The 3610-nt window shown below is 69.4% G+C and carries 3 protein-coding genes; all 3 read left to right on the top strand.

The genetic code is table 11. The features are described from left to right. On the top strand, positions 1–1590 hold a 1590-nt coding region (locus tag MFF42_RS13430), incomplete at its 5' end, for a helicase-related protein (protein ID WP_283206875.1). Positions 1591–1631: 41 nt separating this feature from the next. Continuing rightward, complete coding sequence (pdeM, locus tag MFF42_RS13425) at positions 1632–2345, top strand: ligase-associated DNA damage response endonuclease PdeM (RefSeq protein WP_238256179.1); 714 nt, start codon at positions 1632–1634, stop codon at positions 2343–2345. 345 nt (positions 2346–2690) lie between these two features. Then, positions 2691–3610 (top strand): heme-binding protein (locus MFF42_RS13420; RefSeq protein ID WP_238256178.1); only part of this gene is annotated, 920 nt, incomplete at its 3' end.

The following is a 3610-nucleotide window of genomic DNA, read 5'->3' as shown; positions in this document are numbered from 1 at the left end:
GAGGCGGCGATGGCGGCGGGGCAGCTGCGGGCCATCGTCTGCACCGCGACGCTCGATCTCGGCATCGACTGGGGCGACGTCGATCTCGTGGTGAACGTCGGCGCGCCGAAGGGGGCGAGCCGGATCATGCAGCGGATCGGTCGGGCCAACCACCGCATGGACGAGCCCTCGAAGGCCTATCTCGTGCCGGGCAACCGCTTCGAAATGCTGGAATGCCGCGCCGCCCTCGACGCGGTGGAGGAGGCGGCCCAGGACACCCCCGACGCCCGCCTCGGCGCCCCCGACGTGCTGGCCCAGCACGTCCTCGGCATGGCCTGCGCCGACGCCTTCGATCCGCTCGAACTCTACGAGGAGATCGTCTCGGCCGCGCCCTACGCGACGCTGTCGTGGGAGGATTTCGAGGCGGTGGTCGATTACGTCGCCACCGGCGGCTATGCGCTCCGCGCCTACGAGCGCTTCGCCAAGATCCTGCGCGGCGCCGACGGCCGGTGGCGGGTGCGCGACGCGCGGGTGGCGCAGCAATACCGGATGAACATCGGCACCATCATCGAGTCGACCCACATCAAGGTGCGGATGGCCCGCAGCCTGCGCTCCAAGCCCGGCACCGTGCTGCCGAAGGGCGGCCGGACGCTGGGCGAGATCGAGGAGGATTTCGCCGAGACGCTCACGGTCGGCGACACCTTCCTGTTCGCGGGGGAGGTCTTGCGCTTCGAGGGGCTCGCCGAGGACGAGTGCCTCGTGACGCGGGCCGGTGCCGGCACCGATCCGGCCATCCCCTCCTACGCCGGCGCGAAATTCCCGCTCTCGACCTTCCTCGCCGCGCGGGTGCGGGCGATCATCGCCGACCCGTTCGAGTGGGACCGGCTGCCGCGCCAGCTCTCGGACTATCTCGCGCAGCAGCGCCGGCACTCGGCCCTGCCCGGCGAGCGCGACCTCCTGGTCGAGACCTTTTCGCGCGCGGGGCGCCACTACCTCACGGCGTTCCCGTTCGAGGGGCGGCTCGCCCACCAGACGCTCGGCATGCTGCTCACCCGCCGCCTGGAGCGCGCCCGGCTGCGCCCGCTCGGGTTCGCCGCCAACGATTACGGCATCGCCATCTGGTGCACGAAGGACGTGAGCGAGCGCGCCGCGCTCTCGCCCGGCTTCATGGAGGCCCTGTTCGACGAGGACATGCTCGGCGACGACCTGGAGGCGTGGCTCGACGAATCCGCGATGATGAAGCGCACCTTCCGCCAATGCGCGGTGATCGCCGGGCTGATCGAGCGGCGCTTTCCGGGGCAGAAGAAGACCGGCCGGCAGGTCACCATCTCGACCGACCTGATCTACGACGTGCTGCGCCGCCACCAGCCCGACCACCTGCTCCTGCGCGCCGCGCGGCAGGATGCGGCAACCGGACTCCTCGACGTGACCCGCCTCGGCATGATGCTGAAGCGCATCCGGGGGCGAATCACCCACAGGGCGCTCGACCGCGTCTCGCCGCTCTCCGTCTCCGTCATGCTCGAAATCGGGCGCGAACGGGTCTACGGGGAGGGGGCCGACGAGATCCTGGCCGAGGCCGAAGCCGAGCTTCTTCAGGAAGCGCTCGGCTGACGGGGTGTGCCGCCTCCTCCGCGCGATTTGAGGATGCGACCTTGGCACTGGGCCAGAGACTCGAGAAGACCGTGAAGGGCACCGACCTTGCGCTCGCTGGCGAGGCGCTCAGCCTCGACAGGACCGGCGCGCTGTGGCTGCCCGAGCACCGAACCCTGGTGGTGTCGGACCTCCACTTGGAGAAAGGCTCGTCCTTCGCCGCCCGCTCCGGCCAGTTCCTGCCGCCCTACGACACCCGCGAGACCCTGGCCTGCCTGCACGAGGTGATCCAGCGGCTCGATCCGGCCTGCCTCGTCGCGCTCGGCGATTCCTTCCACGACGCCCGCGGCCCCGAGCGGATGGAGCCCGGCGACCGGGCGATGATCGCCGCGCTTCAGGAAGGCCGCGACTGGGTCTGGATTGCCGGCAACCACGACGCGGCGGTGAGCGAGGGCGTCGGCGGGCGCTACTGCGAGACGGTTTCCCTCGGCGGCCTGACCCTGCGCCACGAGCCGCTGGCCGGGGCTGCGGCGGGCGAAATCGCCGGCCACCTCCATCCCTGCGGCAAGGTCACCATGCGCGGCCGCTCGGTGCGCCGCCGCTGCTTCGTCAGCGACGGACACCGCCTCGTCATGCCGGCCTTCGGCGCCTACACGGGCGGGCTCAATGTGCGCGACGCCGCCTTCGAGCCGCTCTTCCCCAAGGGGTTCACCGCCTACCTGCTCGGCGACGGGCGCGTCTTCGCCATCGGCCGGACCATGCTGGGGCGGGACTGAGGGTCGGACCCTGACCGGCGCGGGTGTCGCGGTGCATCGCCTTTCAGGCCGAGACGCCGCACGATGACCCGGCCTCGAACCGTGCCGGAACGATCGATCCCTCTGGCGCCGGTCCAACGGGAGGATCGTCGCGCGTGCATCGTGTCTCCCGCGCCGTTCCTCGGCGCGCCGACCGCCCTGGACACCGCGACGGCAACACCGGACGGACGCTTGCAGCCGGCGAATACTGCCCAGTTGCTCTGCGACATCTTCTGATCCGAAATCATCCTCCGATTACCACTTTCGCGCGCAGGTCAACGCCGTCGTCATCTGCAAAGGTGCCCCCCTCATTGGAGGACAGGCGCCATGACTGCCGGCAACAACCCCGACCGCAGGACCCGCAAGTTTTCCGAAGTCGTCACCCCGCAGCCCCTCCGCACCCGCAGGCTGACCACCCGGGGTGCGGCCCCTCCTCAGGAACTCGGCCCCCTCGAACAGTTGCTCGGCGTGTGGACCGCGCAAGGCACGGGCTGGAACATGATCGCCCTGCCGTTTCACAAGGCTCCGCCGCCGCCGGCCGGCTTCAAATTCCGCGTGCTGATGAACCAGTACGACGAGGAGCTTCGATTCACGTTCGTCGATGACGACGTTCCCAACCGAGGGCTCTCAAGGCCGAGCCAGCCGGACTTCGACCAGTTCGTCGTCACGCTCGATTATCAGCAGAAGATCGCGCAGGTCGCCGCGGAGGATCGGCCCAGCAGCGGCGGTCTGGCCGGCCCGGTCGGACTGCCGATCCACCACGAGCCCGGCCTGTGGCTCTACGAGAAGAACCGTCGGTCCAAGGACGATCAGATCAAGGGCGACAAGGTCTCGGAGGTCGAACTCGACGTCGCCCGGCTTGCCTCGATCCCGCACGGGAATTCGGTCCTGGCCCTCGGCAAGTCGGCGGTGCACGACGGGATGCCGCCGATCCCGCCCGTGAGCGGGCTACCCTCGGGCCGGTTCGAGGACGTCGCGACCCCGGATTACGACTTCAGGTCCGCCACCGATCCGGATCCGTATTTCGAGCCCTACCGGCACTACATCGACAACCCGTTCATGGGGAATGTCACGGCGCCCGGGTTTCCCGGCTTCAGTCCGGCCGACATGAACGAGATCCTTCGGTTCGCGAACCAGAACGTCAAGATCGTTCGGACGACCACGCTCACCGTCGATTCGACGCGCAAGAGCGCCGGAATCTCGAATGTCCCCTTCTCGGTTCGCGAGGCCGAACCGAGAAGGGGACA

The sequence above is a fragment of the Methylorubrum podarium genome, assembly GCF_022179745.1.
Taxonomy (GTDB): Bacteria; Pseudomonadota; Alphaproteobacteria; order Rhizobiales; family Beijerinckiaceae; genus Methylobacterium; species Methylobacterium podarium.
Note: the sequence above shows the minus strand (reverse complement) of the source record. Positions and strands in the feature narration are given on the sequence as shown.